This window comes from Rhodanobacter panaciterrae, assembly GCF_014651895.1.
GTDB classification, from domain to species: Bacteria; Pseudomonadota; Gammaproteobacteria; order Xanthomonadales; family Rhodanobacteraceae; genus Rhodanobacter; species Rhodanobacter panaciterrae.
The window spans coordinates 39,894-54,526 of sequence record NZ_BMXT01000005.1; the positions used below are offsets into that span (position 1 = coordinate 39,894).

At 65.7% G+C, this 14,633-nt stretch carries 15 protein-coding genes; 6 read left to right on the forward strand and 9 right to left on the reverse strand.

Annotated elements, in window-relative coordinates:
- Positions 1 to 75: 75 nt before the first annotated feature.
- The gene (locus tag IE071_RS15120) at positions 76 to 516 is read right to left on the reverse strand and encodes a hotdog fold thioesterase (protein WP_189442431.1); all 441 of its coding nucleotides are present in this window, start codon (positions 514 to 516) and stop codon (positions 76 to 78) included.
- Between the two features lie 54 nt (positions 517 to 570).
- On the opposite strand from IE071_RS15120, the gene IE071_RS15125 reads away from it, so the two are divergent.
- Entirely contained in the window at positions 571 to 1,638 is a 1,068-nt protein-coding gene (locus tag IE071_RS15125) for a 2Fe-2S iron-sulfur cluster-binding protein (RefSeq protein WP_189442504.1), read from the forward strand.
- A gap of 27 nt (positions 1,639 to 1,665) precedes the next feature.
- Here the strand turns inward: IE071_RS15125 and IE071_RS15130 are convergent, their stop codons facing one another.
- From IE071_RS15130 to IE071_RS15140, 3 genes are all read right to left on the reverse strand, one after another.
- Positions 1,666 to 2,112 carry a rhodanese-like domain-containing protein gene (locus tag IE071_RS15130; RefSeq protein WP_189442432.1) on the reverse strand — a complete coding sequence of 149 codons (447 nt, stop codon included), beginning with the start codon at positions 2,110 to 2,112 and terminating at the stop codon, positions 1,666 to 1,668.
- Positions 2,113 to 2,192: 80 nt separating this feature from the next.
- Entirely contained in the window at positions 2,193 to 2,606 is a 414-nt protein-coding gene (locus tag IE071_RS15135; protein WP_189442433.1) for a hypothetical protein, read from the reverse strand.
- Between the two features lie 71 nt (positions 2,607 to 2,677).
- Positions 2,678 to 3,151: a YiiD C-terminal domain-containing protein gene (locus IE071_RS15140; RefSeq protein WP_189442434.1), complete on the reverse strand. Its 474-nt coding sequence runs from the start codon at positions 3,149 to 3,151 to the stop codon at positions 2,678 to 2,680.
- Positions 3,152 to 3,241: 90 nt separating this feature from the next.
- Here IE071_RS15140 and IE071_RS15145 point away from each other — a divergent pair, with 90 nt between their 5' ends.
- Genes IE071_RS15145 through IE071_RS15155 form a run of 3 tightly spaced genes read left to right on the forward strand, consistent with a single transcriptional unit; the run spans position 3,242 to position 6,486 of the window.
- The gene (locus IE071_RS15145) at positions 3,242 to 4,012 is read left to right on the forward strand and encodes a uroporphyrinogen-III synthase (RefSeq protein ID WP_189442435.1); all 771 of its coding nucleotides are present in this window, start codon (positions 3,242 to 3,244) and stop codon (positions 4,010 to 4,012) included.
- A 54-nt stretch (positions 4,013 to 4,066) separates the two neighbouring features.
- A complete protein-coding gene (locus IE071_RS15150; protein WP_189442436.1) occupies positions 4,067 to 5,233 on the forward strand; it encodes a uroporphyrinogen-III C-methyltransferase in 1,167 nt (388 codons plus the stop codon).
- Positions 5,230 to 6,486: a heme biosynthesis protein HemY gene (locus IE071_RS15155; RefSeq protein WP_189442437.1), complete on the forward strand. Its 1,257-nt coding sequence runs from the start codon at positions 5,230 to 5,232 to the stop codon at positions 6,484 to 6,486. Before IE071_RS15150 ends, IE071_RS15155 begins: the two co-directional genes overlap by 4 nt.
- Before the next feature lie 25 nt (positions 6,487 to 6,511).
- Here IE071_RS15155 and IE071_RS15895 read toward each other — a convergent pair whose 3' ends face one another.
- The 4 genes from IE071_RS15895 to polA all read right to left on the reverse strand — a co-directional run bounded on the left by IE071_RS15895 (position 6,512) and on the right by polA (position 12,694).
- Positions 6,512 to 7,060, reverse strand: a complete 549-nt coding sequence (locus IE071_RS15895; RefSeq protein WP_229792937.1) for a hypothetical protein — start codon at positions 7,058 to 7,060, stop codon at positions 6,512 to 6,514.
- Between the two features lie 54 nt (positions 7,061 to 7,114).
- On the reverse strand, positions 7,115 to 9,319 hold the full coding sequence (uvrD, locus tag IE071_RS15165) for a DNA helicase II (RefSeq protein WP_189442506.1): 2,205 nt from the start codon (positions 9,317 to 9,319) through the stop codon (positions 7,115 to 7,117).
- A 60-nt stretch (positions 9,320 to 9,379) separates the two neighbouring features.
- Positions 9,380 to 9,598 (reverse strand): hypothetical protein, encoded by a 219-nt coding sequence (locus IE071_RS15170; protein WP_189442438.1) that lies wholly within the window; start codon positions 9,596 to 9,598, stop codon positions 9,380 to 9,382.
- A gap of 342 nt (positions 9,599 to 9,940) precedes the next feature.
- Entirely contained in the window at positions 9,941 to 12,694 is a 2,754-nt protein-coding gene (gene polA / locus IE071_RS15175) for a DNA polymerase I (protein ID WP_189442439.1), read from the reverse strand.
- Positions 12,695 to 12,779: 85 nt separating this feature from the next.
- Here polA and IE071_RS15180 point away from each other — a divergent pair, with 85 nt between their 5' ends.
- Together IE071_RS15180 and IE071_RS15185 are read left to right on the forward strand one after the other, a co-directional pair.
- On the forward strand, positions 12,780 to 13,301 hold the full coding sequence (locus IE071_RS15180; protein WP_189442440.1) for a DUF2782 domain-containing protein: 522 nt from the start codon (positions 12,780 to 12,782) through the stop codon (positions 13,299 to 13,301).
- Positions 13,302 to 13,371: 70 nt separating this feature from the next.
- Positions 13,372 to 13,803: an EamA family transporter gene (locus tag IE071_RS15185; RefSeq protein ID WP_189442441.1), complete on the forward strand. Its 432-nt coding sequence runs from the start codon at positions 13,372 to 13,374 to the stop codon at positions 13,801 to 13,803.
- A 10-nt stretch (positions 13,804 to 13,813) separates the two neighbouring features.
- On the opposite strand, the gene IE071_RS15190 is transcribed toward IE071_RS15185, so the two are convergent.
- A complete protein-coding gene (locus IE071_RS15190; protein WP_189442442.1) occupies positions 13,814 to 14,524 on the reverse strand; it encodes a glutathione S-transferase in 711 nt (236 codons plus the stop codon).
- Between the last annotated feature and the right edge of the window lie 109 nt (positions 14,525 to 14,633).

The following is a 14,633-nucleotide window of genomic DNA, read 5'->3' on the forward strand; positions in this document are numbered from 1 at the left end:
CTCTTTGCGTTCGCCTCCTCTCCCCTAGTGGGAGAGGATTGAGGAGAGGGGGGCTCGTTCGCGCGGAAGCCACGCTCAACGCAGTCCCACGGTACGCGCGGCGATCACCGCCATGGTGATGCGCGAGATGCATACCAGTGCGCCGTCCTCGCTTTCGATGCGGATTTCCCATACCTGCGTGGTGCGACCGACATGCAGCATGCGCGCAGTGCCGGTGACGGTACCGCTACGCACGCCACGGATGTGGTTGGCGTTGATGTCGAGGCCGACCGCCAGTTCCTTCTCCGGATCGAGCGTGAGCATCGCGGCGGTGCTGCCCAGCGTCTCGGCCAGTACCACCGAGGCGCCGCCGTGCAGCAGGCCGTACGGCTGATGGGTGCGATGGTCGACCGGCATGGTGCCCTGCAGCCAGTCGTCGCCGATCGCGCTGATGCGGATGCCCAGCGTCTCCATCATGGTGTTGGCGCTCCACCCGTTGATGCGGGCGAGGTCGGGTGGCTGCTTCCAGAGGCTCATCGTTGATTCCTGTGTGGCGAGCCCGCATTGTTGTCCGCTGCGATCGCCACGACAATGCACCTGGTGTTTACCGTTACCCTCAAATCCTCCGACCGCCAGTTTTCGGTCGCCGCCGGCGAAACCGTGCTGGAAGCGGCGCAGCGGGCGGGCGTGGCGTTGCCTTATTCCTGTCGCGCCGGCGTCTGCGGCAGTTGCAAGGCGACCTTGCTGCAGGGGCATTGCGAGTACCCGCGCAACCCGCCGCTGGCGTTGAGTGCCAGCGCGCTGGCGCATCACGCGGTACTGCTGTGCCAGGCGGTACCGAGCAGCGACCTGTTGCTGGAAGCGCGTGAAGTGACCTCGGTCGAGGACATCGCGCGGCGCCAGCTCGGCATGGTGGTGACCGACAAATGGCCGCTGGCACCGGACGTGATCGGCTTGCGCCTGCTGCCGGCGCACGGTGAGCGCCGGCTCAATCGGCTGCCCGGCCAGTACGTGGATGTGCTGCTGGAGGACGGCAAGCGCCGACCGTTCTCGATCGCCAATGGCCCGCAAGCCGACGGCATGATCGAGCTGCATGTGCGGCATGTGACGGGCGGCGGCTTTACCTCGTGGGTCTATGACACGCTGAAAGTGGGTGACCATCTGCGCATCGAGGGACCGCTGGGCACTTTCGTGCCGCGCGAGGATTCCGAGCGGCCGATGCTGTTCATGGCCGGCGGCACCGGCTTCGCGCCGGTCAAGGCGATCGTCGAGCACTTCATTGCGCTGGGTACACGGCGACCCATGCAGTTGTACTGGGGCGCGCGCACGGCCGCGGATCTGTACCTGCGCCCGCTGGCTGAACGTTGGGCGCGCGAACTGCCGAACCTGCAGTTCAACGCGGTAGTGTCCGATCCGGATCAGAGCGCGGGTCTGCGCATTGGGCTGGTGCACGAGGCGCTGCTGGCCGACCAGCCCGACCTTTCCGGCCACGACCTGTACATGAGCGGGCCGCCGGCGATGATCGACGCCGCGCATCCGTTGTTCCTCGATGCCGGCCTGCCGGAAGAGCGGTTGTATTACGACTCGTTCGAGTACGCGCCGGATGTGCTGGCGCAGATCATCGCCGGGCGTGCCGGCATCCACGATCGTTCTTTGTAGGAGCGAACTCCTGCATCACGCAGCGGGTTACTTGTTGCCTTTGGCAACGGGCAGCTGCGCCGCATGCCACGCCAGCACGCCACCGCCCAGGGTGTAGACCTTCTCGAAACCGGCCTTGACCAGTCGCTGTGCGGCCTTGATCGAGTTGCCGCGGCCGTCCTTGTCCATCACCACGACGGGCATGTCCTTAGTCTTGGCCAGTTCCTTCTTTTCCGGATCGAACTGGCTCATCGCCACGTGCTTCGCGCCGGGCACGTGCATCTTCTCGAAATCGGCGATCGACGACAGATCGATCAGCAGCGGGGTTTCACGATTGATCAGCAAGGTCAGCCCGGCCGGGGTCAGTTCCTTGGTCTTGCTGAAGAGATCCATCACCAGCGTGGCGATCAGCGCCACCAGCAGGATCACGAACAGGGCCGCCAGGGCCACGTGGTTGCCGATAAATTCGGGCAGCTTGTGCAGGATGTCGTTCATCGTCAGTCCACTGTGCCTCGATGGCACGCGCTCGGGTAAACCGTCGATTATACGGGTACGGCGCGCCTGCCGTGGCCGGCTCAGTCCTGCGTGATATCCGGCAGGCCGCTGGTCAGCCACCAGTGCTTGGTCTTTTCGTCGTAGTGCCAGGTCTGGTGATCGACGATGGTGCGCTCGGACTGGGTATGCAGGTTGACGATGCTGATCTGCGCCGTCTGCTGCACGTCGAAGTCGCCGGTCGGCACCGGGCCGGCGCCAGCGTCGTACTCGCTCACACGTACCTGCTGATAGCGCGCGATATCCAGCTTGCTCATCGGGTGGGCGGCGCGTGCGGCTGGTTCGATGAACTGCGCCGCGCTCTGGAAATCGCCCCAACGCAACGTGCTGCCGTAGGCGGTGAGCGTGGTGGTCAGTGCGTCGCTGCGGGTCTTGGTGGCGCAACCCGCCAGCAACAGCACGGACGACACGGCGAGAATGCTCAGAATGCGGCGCATGGTGGTTTCTTCCCGGTGGATGCCCAGCCATTCTGCCTCAAGCAGGTGCCGGCGGTTCAATCGCGTCAGATTTAGTCGCGTCGCTTGGCCACGAAGCGCGCGCTCAAGGTGGCGGCGGGCTTGCCGTCATCGCCCGGCACCACGCAGGCGACTTCGATGCGTGCCCGGCCGCGTGTGGTCAGCGTGTTGAAGAACGTGGCCCAACTCGCCGTTGCCGCCAGTCGCGCCTCGCTGCGGAAGTCCTGCCACAGCGGCGACAGGTAGTGCACATGGGATTCGGCCACGAACACATCGCAGTCGTGGCCGTACCGGCGCAGCGCCATCTCCACCAGCGCCCAGCCGCTCAAGGTCATCAGGCTGACCAGGCTGCCGCCGAACGCGCAACCCTTGTCGTTGACGTTTGGCGCCAGCGGCGCCAGCAGGCTGAGCATGTCGTCGTCGCTGTGGATCAGCTGCAGATCCATCGCATGGGCCAGCGGAATCTCGTCGCGGATGAACTGGATCAGCGCCTGTGCCTGCGCGGTGGTGTCGTCGGTCGTGCTCACGTTGATCGGGCGTCCATGGGGAGTGGAAGACCTCCCAGTGTAGGGCCGCCGTTACACTGCGGCCATCGCGACAATCGGATACGCACGCGGATGCAGCGACAATCTCCAGTGGACAACGAGAATCTGCGCGGCCGGATCGTGGTGATCACCCGTCCCGCCGGCACCGCCGCGGCGTTGACGCGCCGGGTGCGTGCGCTTGGCGGCATGCCGCTGCTGCTGCCGGGACTGGCCTTGCGCGGGGCGGCCGACGAGGCCGTTGCACGTGCCGGTCTGAAAGTGGCGCTGCTGGATGAATTGCTGGTGTTCACCAGCCCCGCGGCGGTGCGCCACGCGGCGGCCCTGGCGCCATTGCAGACGACGGCGACGGTGCTGGCGGTGGGTCAGGGCACGGCGCAGGCGTTGCGTCGATATGGCATCGCTGCGCTGTTGTCACCGCAACGGCAGGACAGCGAGGGCCTGCTGGAGCATCCCGCCTTGCAGGATCTGCACGGTCGCCGCGTTGCGCTGATCGGCGCGGCCGGTGGTCGCGGTGTGTTGCGCGAGCAGCTCGCCGCGCGCGGTGCCCGACTGCGCGAGCTGCATGCGTATCGGCGGGTACCGCCGCGCCTCGATCGTCGTCACGTCGACGCCTTGCTGCAGTTGCCGGCGTCGGCGCGGGTGCTGCTGTCCAGCGCGGAAGCATTGCAGAATCTGCAGCAGCTGTTGCCGCCGCCGGCATGGGCGCGGCTGTGTGCAGCGACCGCGGTGGTCAGCAGTGAGCGACTGGCCGCTGCCGCGCGCGCCGCCGGTTTCAGCCGCATTGTGCTGGCCGCTTCGGCACTGTCGGCCGACCTGCTGGATGCAGCCCGGCGCGCGGGCTGAGCCTTCACGCCATCGTGCTACGAACGCGGGCGTATGGGCTGCTAGCATGTGCGCATGAGCAACGTAGACAAGCCGAACGAGCCCGCTGCGCCCGAGGGCGCCCGTCCCGACCCCATCCTGGTCGATCCGTTGCCAGCACGCCCGGGACGACCCACGGCCCCGCGGCCCGCGCCGGCATCGCGCGGTGGCGGCAGTCTGGCGCTGGCGGTGTTGCTGGCCCTGATCGCAGTGGGTGCATCCGGCTACATCGGTTGGCGCCAATGGCAACAAGAGCAGGGCCATGCCACCGACAGCCAGGACGTGGCCAGCCTGCAGCAGCGTGTGGCGACGCTGGAAACCACGCTGGCGGGTGTCAACGGCGAACGCGGTAGCCTCAATCAGCGCCTCAACGACGCGGCGGCGGTGAACCGTTCGTTGCGTGAGGAACTGCTCGGTCAGGCCGAACGCACGCGCAATCTCGAAGACGCGGTGGCGAAGCTGGCCGAGAAGAGCCTGTCCGGCCACGATGCGATGCTGCTGGATGAAACCGAATCGCTGCTGCGCATGGCCGGCGAACGCTACACGCTGTTCCATGACGCGCAGGGCGCGGCGGCCGCGTACGCGCTGGCCGACCAGACTCTGGCCGCGGTCAACGATGGTGCGTTCAGCGGGCTGCGTCAGAGCATCGGCGCCGAACGCGAGGCACTGGCGAAGAGTCAGCCGGCCACCCAGGCCAGCGCATTGCAGCAGCTGACCGAGCTGCGCGGCACCCTCGACAGCCTGCCGCTGAAGCCACTCAATCCGTCGACCACGACGCAGACGCCGGATGCGTGGTCGCGCATCGGTCGTGCGCTGGCCAGCGTGGTCAGCGTGCAACGCGACAACGGCGCGCCGATGGCGGTGGCCGACGCGCGTTTCGCGCGCGAACTGGCCGCGCTCGATCTGGCCCAGGCGCAGGCCGCGTTGCTGGCCTACGACAGCAAGGACTATGCGGCCGCGCTACAGCGCGTGGACAGCAGCCTGTCGACCCAGTTCGACGACACCGCGCCGGCCGTGCAGCAGGCGCACAAGACGCTCGCTGAACTGGCCACGCAGCTGCCGACCAGCGCACCGGTGAAGCTCGGTGCCGCACTGACCGAGCTGCGCAATCTGCGCACGGTGCATGCGCTCAGCCCGGCCGCTGCCAACGCCGCGCCGGCTACTGCCAGCAGTGTTGTGCGGGCGGGCGGAGCCCGGCCATGAGGGTGTGGCGCTGGATCCTGCTGCTGGTGATCGTCGCCACGCTGGTCGCGTTTGGCTGGCACTGGGTGGCTGAAGATCCGGGTTATGTGCTGTTGCGTATGCGCGGATGGCGGGTCGAAACCACGCTGGTCGCGGCGGTTCTGATTTTGCTGCTGGCGTGGGCGTTGCTTACCGCCGCGTGGCGCCTGCTACGCTGGCCGTTCGGCGCATTCTCGCGTCGGCATCGGCGGCTCAGTCAGCAGCGCATGGGCGATGGCCTGATCGCGTTGATCGAAGGTCGCCACGGCGATGCCGAGCGCGACCTCAATCGTGCTTCACGTCTCGAGAGCTTGCGCGGACCGGCCCTGCTGGCTGCCGCTGAAGCGGCCTCGCGCCGCGGCGAACACGGGCGTGCGCTGGAAGCATTGAACCAGGCATCGCAGTCCGCGCCGCAGGCCGCCCGCGTGTTGCGTGCGCGTGTGCTGCGTCGCGATGGCAAGCCTGCCGAGGCGTTGGCCTTGCTGATTCCCGAATCCGACAAGGGCACGTTGACGCCGGGTGGCTGGCGCGAGCTGGCGCTGTCGGCCTTGGCGCACGGCGATATCCGGCGTGCCCGCGAAGCGCTCGATCCGCTGCAGAAGAGCGGCGCGCTTGGCAGTCGTGCCTACGCTTTACTGGAAGCACGGGTGCTCACCGCGACGATCCATGCCGCGCCGGATGGTGCTGCACTGAACACGCTGTGGTCGCAACTGCCGAAGGCGCAGCGCCGGGTGCCCGCGGTGATCGACGCGTATGCGCGCCGCGCGGCTGGCTTCGGCCTGATTCTGCCGGCGATGGATGAAGTGGAGTCCGCGTTGCGCCGCGAATGGTCGCCGCTGCTGATCGAAACCTACGGCACGCTCGGCGGTAACGATATCGAGGCGCGCCTGCGTCGCGCCGAAGGCTGGTACGACAGCCATCCGAATGACGCCGTACTCCTGCTCACGCTCGGTCGCATGTGCGTGCGACTGAAGTTGTGGGGCAAGGCGCAGCAGCATCTCCAGCGTTCACTCGCGCTGGTGCCCAGCGCGGGTGCGTGGGAAGCGCTCGGCGACAGCTTCGCCGGCCAGGGCAATGCGGAGCAGGCGCAACGCTGTTATCGCAATGCACTGGCGTTGATCCGTGGCGATGCGGTTGATCAGCTCCCGCCGGAACAGCGAGCCGGTCATCTCGATACACGTCCGGTCGCGATCGAAGAGCGCAACGAGCATGGGGTGCCGCGCTTGCGTGAGTAGCGCGCATGCAGCGGGTGCGCTGGCTTCAATGCACCGACATCGCCCAGGTGATATAGGCCGCACTTACCGCGGTCAGCGTCAAGGCGACCAGGAAGATGATGTCGGCGGTGCGTTCGAGTCGATAGTTCCTGGTCACGTTGCGCGTGCGCAAGGCCCAGTACGACAGCAGGGAAGAGATCAGGTAAAGCATCGCGTTCACGGCCAGCAGATCGTCAGCGAACAGGTCGGATTTATGCTGTGAAATCACCACGCGAATGATGCCGACTACCGTCAGGCAGACACCCACCATCGCAGCTGATGCGGTGAAGATGTGCACGCAGATGTTTTCATCGAGCCGGGTTTGTTCAGGCGCGTCCTGCGTGGTGGCCGGTGGGTTCATGATGGTTCTTCGCTGGCGACAAGTGACTAGCGATTGAACGCGCCGGCTATGCAAGAGTTTCGTCGGGATGTTGCAAGCATTCATGTGGCCGTCGCGAAGATCAGGATCTTGCGGTCGGTCATGATGATTGAGTTCGGTCAGTTCCGGGCTGGCACAGCCAATGCGCTGATTGATCTCGTCGCGACCGAGATCCACTCCACGCAGTTTCATGCGTGGAGTGGAGCCAAACGGACGAATACGTACGCCGGCTTACAGCGGTGTCAGGTTCGCGTATGCCGCTACCAGCCACTTGCTGCCGGCGCCTTCGAAATTCACTTGCAACCGCGTGTGTGCACCGCTGCCTTCGGCGCTGAGCACCACGCCTTCGCCAAAGCTGGGATGGCTGACCCGCTGGCCGAGTTTCACTGGCAGGGTTTCTTCCAGCGATGACGAGGTCTCGCGTGGGCGTCCGGCGTACATCGGTCGGGTGACCTGCACGCGCGGGCGTACTTCGTCGATCAGTTCCGCCGGGATTTCACCAAGGAAGCGCGATGGGCGCGCCAGCATTTCAGTGCCGTGCATGCGGCGCGACTCGGCGTGGGTGACGATGAGTTTTTCGCGGGCGCGGGTGATGCCGACGTAGGCGAGCCGGCGCTCCTCTTCCAGCCGGCCTTCGTCGTCGACCGAACGCTGGCTGGGGAACAGGCCCTCTTCCATGCCGACCAGGAACACCACCGGAAACTCCAGTCCCTTGGCCGAGTGGAGGGTCATCAACTGCACGCAGTCGTCCCAGGCCTCGCCCTGGTTCTCGCCGGCTTCCAGGGTGGCGTGCGACAGGAACGCGGACAGCTCGCTGAGGCCGGCGTCGATATCCTCGGCGGTGCGTTCGAAGCGGCTGGCGACGTTGACCAGCTCGTCCAGGTTTTCCACCCGCGACTCGGCGTTGCCACGCGAGTCCTTCTCGTAGAAGTCGCGCAGGCCGGTGTGGGTGATCGCGTGGTCGATCTGTTCGGCGAGGGTCAAGCCGCCCTTTTCGTCTTCGGCCGTGAGTGGCTGGAATGCGCGTGCCATCTCGTCGATCAGCACGAAGAACGCCTTCACCGCGTTCTTCGCGCGGCCGGCGAGTTCACTGCCGCCGCTCAACTCGACCAGCGCCGATTCCCACATCGAGGTGTTGTCGCTGCGCGCGCGCCGGCGCAGTGCATCGAGCGTACGGTCGCCGATGCCGCGCGGCGGCGTGTTCACCGCGCGCTCGAACGCCGCGTCGTCGTGACGGTTCGCGGTGAGGCGCAGATAGGCCAGCGCATCCTTGACCTCGGCGCGCTCGAAGAAGCGCTGGCCGCCGTAGACGCGATACTTGATGTTGCGCTGGGTCAGCTGTTCCTCGAAGTTGCGCGATTGCGCGTTCGAGCGGTACAGGATCGCGCAGTCTTTCGCCGCACCATGTTCGGCGATGTATTCGCGGATACGCTCGATCACGAAGCGCGCTTCGTCCTGCTCGTTGTACGCGGCGTACAGCGCGATGCGTTCGCCGTCCTCGCCCGCCGTCCACAGTTGCTTGCCGAGACGGCTGCCGTTGCGCTGGATCACGCTGTTGGCGGCCTTCAGGATGGTCGAGGTGGAGCGGTAGTTCTGTTCCAGCTTGATCGTGCGCGCGCCGGGAAAATCGCGCAGGAACTGCGCCATGTTCTCGACCTTGGCGCCGCGCCAGCCGTAGATCGACTGGTCGTCGTCGCCGACAGCGAAAACCTTGCCGGCGCTGCCGGCGAGCACGCGAATCCAGGCGTACTGCAGCGTGTTGGTGTCCTGGAATTCGTCGATCAGCAGATGCCGCCAACGCTGCTGGTAGTGCTCGAGCACGGCCGGGTTCTTCAACCACAACTCGTGCGCGCGCAGCAGCAGTTCGCCGAAATCGACAAGGCCGGCCCGACGACATGCGTCTTCGTAGGCCTTGTAGATGTTGACGAACGTGTGCGTGACCGGATGGTCGCGATGCTCGATGCCGTCCGGCCGCTTGCCCTCGTCCTTCCAGTTGTTGATCTGCCAGCAAGCCTGGCGCGGTGGATACTTCGCATCGTCCAGGCCCAGCCCGGCGACCACGCGCTTGACCAGCCGCAGCTGATCGTCGGAGTCGAGGATCTGGAAGGTTTCCGGCAGGCCGGCTTCGCGCCAGTGTCGCCGCAACAGGCGATGCGCGATGCCGTGGAAGGTGCCGACGGTGAGCCCTTGGGTACCGCCGGGAATCAGCGCCTCCAGCCGCGCGCGCATTTCGCCGGCCGCCTTGTTGGTGAAGGTGACGGCGAGGATCGCCCACGGTGGCACGCGTTCGGCCTGGGTCAGCCAGCCGATGCGGTGGGTGAGTACGCGGGTCTTGCCGGAGCCGGCGCCGGCCAGCACCAGGTAGTGGCCGGGCGGGGCGCAGACAGCTTCACGCTGTGCTTCGTTGAGCGGGTCGATCAGGTACGAGACATCCATCGCACCCATTGTAGTGGCCACAACGAAAAACCGCCGCGGCTGCGGCGGTTTCCGGAAGCTTCAACCCTTCTTCATGAAGCCACCGACCGCCAGCAGGCCGCCGACCACGATGCCGGCGATGCCGATCCACTGGGGGACGCCCTTGTCGTGAGTGGCGGTGATCTTGGCCGTGCCGACCTGCAGCAGCGTCTCGGTGTCCTGATAACTGGCGTGCCCGGAGACGACCCAGATGCCGGCTACCAGCAAGATGATGCCGACGATGATCAGTCCTGCGCGCATGGAGGTTTCCCCTTGATGGATGTGGCCCGAGTATGCCGGCTGCCGGCGTGCACAAAAAGTACAGGCCGGGGGTACCGGCCAGATTGCAGGCAAAAAAAGGCCCCGAAGGTTAGGGGGAACCTTCGGGGCCGGGCGGACGCGAGGGACCCAGGGGAGAGGTTCGCGTCTGTGGCGGCTCAGGGAGGTGAGCCAGCCATGGATGCCGTTGCGTGCATCCGTACTGTTAGTGCGTGATTTGTCGAGAAAGTTGCAGGATTTTTGAAGAAATTTAAAAACGATTCATTCTCATGAAAAATTAACCGCCAAGTCGTTGTTGTGGCAGAGGGTATGCACCGGAACGGCTCAATGTGCCTCGTCCCAGTTGGCACCCACACCCACATCGACCAGCAATGGCACCGCCAGTTCCGCGGCGCCGGACATCCGTTCGATCACCGCGGCGCGCACTTCGTCGACTGCATCCGCGCGCACCTCGAACACCAGTTCATCGTGCACCTGCATCAGCATGTGGGCGTTGTCGCGATCTTTCAGCCAGCCGGCCACCGCAATCATCGCGCGCTTGATGATGTCGGCTGCGCTGCCCTGCATCGGCGCGTTCACGGCGGCGCGCTCGGCGCCCTGGCGCAGGCCCTGGTTGCGCGAGGTGAGGTTTTCCAGATACAGCCGGCGGCCGAAGATGGTTTCGACGTAGCCATCGCGATGCGCCTGTTCACGTGTCGCATCCATGAACGCGCGCACGCCGGGATAGCGTGAGAAGTAGCGGCCCATGTAGTCGCTGGCCTCGCCGCGGTCGACGCCGAGCTGGCGTGCCAGCCCGAATGCACTCATGCCGTACATCAGGCCGAAGTTGATCGCCTTGGCGGCGCGGCGCTGGTTGGTGGTGATCTCTTCCGGCGGCACGCCGAACACTTCCGCCGCGGTGGCGCGATGTACGTCGCCGCCGGAATGAAATGCGCGCAGCAGGCCTTCGTCGCCGGACAGGTGCGCCATGATGCGCAGCTCGATCTGCGAATAATCCGCGGCGAGCACTTTCCATCCCGGCGGTGCGATGAACGCCTGGCGGATGCGCCGGCCTTCCTCGGTGCGCACCGGGATATTCTGCAGGTTCGGATCGGACGAGGAGACCCGCCCGGTCGCCACCGAACCCTGATGATAGCTGGTATGCACGCGGCCGGTGCGCGGATTGACGATGCTGGAGAGCTTGTCGGTGTAGGTCGAGCGCAGCTTGGCGAGGCCGCGATAGTCGAGGATCAGTCGCGGCAGTTCATGTGTATCGGCGATCGCTTCCAGCGCTTCCTCGTTGGTCGACGGCTGGCCGGTCGGCGTCTTCAGTTTCGCCTGCAGACCGAGCTCGTCGAACAACACCGCCTGCAGTTGCTTCGGCGAATCGAGGTTGAATTCGTGGCCGGCCAGCGCGTACGACTGTTGCTGCAGCTCCAGCATGCGCTTGCCCAGCTGCTGGCTCTGCCGGCGCAGCTCGTCGCCATCGATCAGCACGCCGCGCTGCTCCATCCCGGCCAGCACCGGCACCAGCGGGATCTCGATGTCTTCGTAGACCTTGCGTAACGCCGGCACGCTCTCAAGCTTGGGCCACAGCGCGAGGTGCAGGCGCAAGGTGATGTCGGCATCCTCGGCGGCGTAGCGGCAGGCGGTGTCCAGGTCCACCTGCGAGAACGAAATCTGCTTGGCGCCCTTGCCGGCGACCTGCTCGTACTTGATCGTCTCGTAGCCGAGATACTTCTTCGCCAGCGAGTCCATGTCGTGGCGCGTGGCGGTGGCGTTCCACACGTACGACTCCAGCATCGAATCGTGCTTCAGGCCCTGCACCACGATGCCGTAGTTCGACAGGATGTTGATGTCGTACTTCGCATGCTGGCCGAGCTTGGGTCGGGCCGGATCCTTGAAGATTGGTTTCAGCGTGCGCAGCACTTCGTCGCGATCGAGCTGTTGCGGCACGCCGGGATAGTCATGGCCGAGCGGGATGTAACAGGCCTTGCCTGCTTCCACCGCGAAGCTGATGCCGACGATATCCGCGCGCATCGCATCGATGCTGGTGGTCTCGGTGTCGAACGCGATCAGCGGTGCGTGGCGCAGTTTTTCCAGCCACGCGTCGAATTGCGGTTGCGTGGTGACCAGCTCGTATTCGCCGGGTGCCGAAAATTCCGATGTCCCTGTGGGATCGGCTTCAGCCGCGATGCTCTTGTCGGCAACCGGAGCGGGAGCGTCGCGACTGAAGTCGCTCCCACCCGTCGCGGCGGCGGCATCCAGATCCTTCAATGCCGCCTTGAACTCGTAGCGGGCATACAGCTCGCGCAACTGCGCGGTGTCGGCGTCGCGCTGGGCCAGGTCGGTGGGGCTGAACTCCAGCGGCACATCGGTCTTGATCGTCACCAGCTCGCGCGACAACGGCAGTCGTGGCAGTGCCTCGCGCAGGCTCTCGCCGATCTTGCCGCCGACCTTGTCGGCGTTCGCGATGACGCCGTCCAGGGTGTGGTATTCGGCCAGCCATTTGGCGGCGGTCTTGGGCCCGCACTTGGGCACGCCCGGCACGTTGTCGACGGTGTCGCCGGTGAGCGCGAGGAAGTCGATGATCTGCTCCGGTCGCACGCCGAATTTCTCCATTACGCCGTCGCTGTCCATCACCGTGTTGCTCATGGTGTTGATCAGGGTGACCTGCGGACTGACCAGTTGCGCCATATCCTTGTCGCCGGTGGAAACCAGCACTTCGATGCCAAGCGCCTGCGCCTGCACGGCCAGTGTGCCGATCACGTCGTCGGCCTCGACGCCGGGTACGCGCAGGATCGGGAAGCCGAGCGCGCCGACGATCGCCAGCATCGGCTCGACCTGCGCGCGCAGGTCGTCCGGCATCGGCGGGCGGTTTGCCTTGTACTGGTCGTACAACGCGTCGCGGAAGGTTGGGCCGGGGGCGTCGCTGACGAAGGCCAGATACTCCGGCTTCGCCTTCAGCGTGGCGCGCAGCATGTTGACTACGCCGAACAGCGCGCCGGTCGGCTCGCCGTGGGCGTTGCTCAGCGGTGGCAGCGCATGGAATGCGCGGTACAGGTAGGAGGAGCCGTCGATCAGGATTAATTTGGGCATGGGCCATTCTCGCACGCGTCAATCCGCTTCACGGAAGGTCGGCCGATGCACTGGTATGCTCAGCTCCCCGATCGAGGTTGCCGCCATGAAAACCGCTGCCTTGCTGGCTGCCGCCAGCGTCCTGTTCGCCTCCAGTGTGTTCGCGCAGTCGTCTCCCTCGACGAATGTGCCGCCACCGCCCGGGATCAATGATCCGGGCGTGCAGGCGGTGACGCCGGCGCCCAAGCCTGCCGCCAAACCCCGCGCGACCCACGCCACCACGCCGACGCATCACCCGCTGGATCTGAAGCCACAGGCGTTGCCGGCGAGGCAGGACAGCGGTACGGCACACGCCGGGCCGGACAAGTCGTTGCCGGAGATCAAGGTCCGTCAGGAAGGCGACAACAGCGTCCAGGAATACAGCCGCAACGGCCGCGTCTACATGGTGGTGGTGACGCCGAAGAATGGCATCGCGCAGACCTACATGGTCGATCCCCAGGGTCGCGTGGTCGACGAGCACGGCCAGAAGCCAGTGGGGCCGGTGATGTACAAGGTGCTGGAGTGGGGCAAGGCCAAGCCGCCCGCCGAGGATTCGAGCGGGGCAACGCCGGACGACGAGAGTCACTGAGCCTCGTCTGGAACGTCGCTGCCGCCGCGCCGCGACGACACCGTATCGATGTCGAACGGAGGGCAGGGCGATGCAACTGCGTGAAAGCTGGCTGCTGTTTGCGTTGGGCTCGGCGCTGTTCGCGGCGCTGACGGCCTTGTTCGGCAAGCTCGGCGTGGTCGGCATCAACTCCAATCTCGCCACCTTCATTCGCACCATCGTGATCCTGATCGTCACCGCCGGCATCCTCAGCCTGCGCCAGGAATGGGCCAAGCCCACCGGGCTGCCATGGCACAGCTGGCTGTTCCTGGTGCTGTCCGGCATCGCCACCGGCCTGTCATGGCTGTGCTACTACCGCGCGCTGCAGCTGGGGCCGGTGAGCAAGGTGGCGCCGATCGACAAGCTCAGTGTGGCGATCGCGATCGTGCTGGCCTTGCTTTTCCTCGGCGAGAAACCGAGCCTGCCGTTGCTGATCGGCGGCGGGCTGATCGTGGCCGGTGCGATGGTGATCGCGTTGTTCTGAGCTGCACCGTTCAGCGCGGATCATCCAGTTCCGGATAATGCCGGAAGATGCCGTTTTCGTTGAATGGCAATCGGCGTGATGAATCGAGATAGGCCGCGATGCGTGGCCGCACGGCGACCCGCTGGCGCAGCGCGCACAGCAAGGGCAGTTGACGCTCCAGTCGCTGCATCGCGCGGGGGAACGCATACTCCAGCCCGGCCATCAGCTGGAACAGCGAGAGGTCGACGTAGGAGTGTTCACGCACGGCATGCAGCCCGCCGCCGCGCTCCAGCACCTGCTCGAAGTAGTCCAGGAATTTCGGCAGCCGCGTTTCGCGCAGAGCCGCCGCACGCCGTTGTGCTTCGACGCGCTGGTCCTCGTAGTACAGGTTGCTGGCGATCGGGTGGTGCGCATCGTGCACTTCGGCGACCAGATCACTGATGGTCAGCTGCAGCTGATGCGCATACAGCCGTCGGCTTTCGCTGTCGGGCACCAGGCCGAGTGGCGGTCCGAGGTACTGCAGGATGTTCGCGACCTGCGCGATCACCAGCCTGCCCGCCTTGAGAAACGGTGGCGCGAAGGGCAACGCACCCTCATGGGCGCCGTCGAGGAAGCGCACGATGGCGTCATCGCCTTGTATGCGGGCCACATCGTCGTAGCTGGCGCCGGCGTCTTCCAGCGCCAGCCGCACGAATTCGCCGCGACCCTGGATGCCCGTCCAGTAATACAGCTCGTAGTGCATGGCAGCCTCCGGAGCGAAGATGTCGATGCTGGAGCGAGCGGCTTCTACGGAACGTGAGTGTGCATGCCTCAGTGCCGGCGCTGCCTGATTTACTTCCGGCATTAAGCCG